The following is a 1,587-nucleotide window of genomic DNA, read 5'->3' on the forward strand; positions in this document are numbered from 1 at the left end:
ATCCCCTACACCCCCTCTCACCACCCCGCAGACGTCCGCAAAGCGAGTCTTAACGGAAGCTTGACGCCTCCAGCCCCCTCATCCACAGGCCCTGACATCACTCTCCGCTTACGCTGATGCCGCCGTCCGTGTGATGGCCGGAACCACACTCTGAGCCGCACACAGGAGCCCCGATGGCCACCACCGAACACGCGTCGCCCAGCCGGCTGCGCGCCTGGATGCTGGAAGGCCTGTCCGACATGGGCAAAGCCGGCCACGGCCAACCGGCCCCGTCGGCCCAGCCGGCCGAGTCCCGGCCGGAGCACGAGGGCCAGCCCTGGTGGCGGGTCATGTGCCTGACCGGCGTCGACTACTTCTCGACCCTCGGCTACCAGCCCGGCATCGCGGCCCTCGCAGCCGGCCTGCTCTCCCCGATCGCGACCATCGTCCTGGTGATCGTGACCCTCGCGGGCGCGCTGCCCGTGTACCGCCGCGTGGCCGAGGAGAGCCCCCACGGCCAGGGCTCGATCGCGATGCTGGAACGCCTGCTCACCTTCTGGAAGGGCAAGCTCTTCGTCCTGACCCTGCTGGGCTTCGCCGCCACCGACTTCCTCATCACCATCACCCTGTCGGCCGCCGACGCCTCGACCCACCTCGTCGAGAACCCGCACCTGAACAGCGCCCTGCACGACAAGCAGCTCCTGATCACCCTGATCCTGGTGGCCCTGCTCGGCGCGGTGTTCCTCAAGGGCTTCCTGGAGGCGATCGGCGTCGCGGTCGTCCTGGTGGGCATCTATCTCACCCTGAACGTCGTCGTCGTGTTCGTCGGCCTCTGGCACGTCATCACCGCCGGCCACGTGATCACCGACTGGTCGACCGCCCTGACCAACGAACACGGCAACGTCTTCGTGATGATCGGCGTGGCCCTGATCGTCTTCCCCAAGCTCGCCCTCGGCCTCTCCGGCTTCGAGACAGGCGTCGCGGTCATGCCGCACGTGAAGGGCGACCCGGGTGAGACGGATGACAACCCGGTCGGCCGGATCCGCGACACGAAGAAGCTGCTCACGACCGCCGCCGTGATCATGAGCTGCTTCCTGATCGCCACCAGCTTCATCACCACCCTCCTGATCCCGGAGAAGGAGTTCGAGTCCGGCGGCCCGGCCAACGGCCGCGCCCTCGCCTTCCTCGCGCACGAGTACCTGGGTGGCGCCTTCGGCACGGTCTACGACGTCTCGACCATCGCCATCCTGTGGTTCGCCGGCGCCTCCGCCATGGCGGGCCTGCTGAACCTGATGCCGCGCTACCTGCCCCGCTACGGCATGGCCCCGCACTGGGCCAGGGCCGTCCGCCCGATGGTCATCGTCTTCACCCTGATCGCGTTCCTGGTCACCTGGATCTTCGACGCCGACGTGGACGCCCAGGGCGGCGCGTACGCCACCGGCGTACTGGTCCTGATCAGCTCGGCGGCGATCGCGGTGACCATCGCGGCGCGCAAGGCGGGCCAGCGGAACTGGACGATCGGTTTCGCGGTCATCTCCGCGGTGTTCCTCTACACGACGGTCGTCAACGTCATCGAGCGCCCGGACGGCGTGAAGATCGGCGCCTGCT

At 68.3% G+C, this 1,587-nt stretch carries 1 protein-coding gene; it reads left to right on the forward strand.

The features are described 5' to 3' along the window. Nucleotides 1-173: 173 nt before the first annotated feature. On the forward strand, nucleotides 174-1,587 hold a 1,414-nt coding region (locus HLK59_RS49905; RefSeq protein WP_171148314.1), incomplete at its 3' end, for an APC family permease.

The organism is Streptomyces sp. S3(2020), from assembly GCF_013044505.1.
GTDB lineage: Bacteria > Actinomycetota > Actinomycetes > Streptomycetales > Streptomycetaceae > Streptomyces.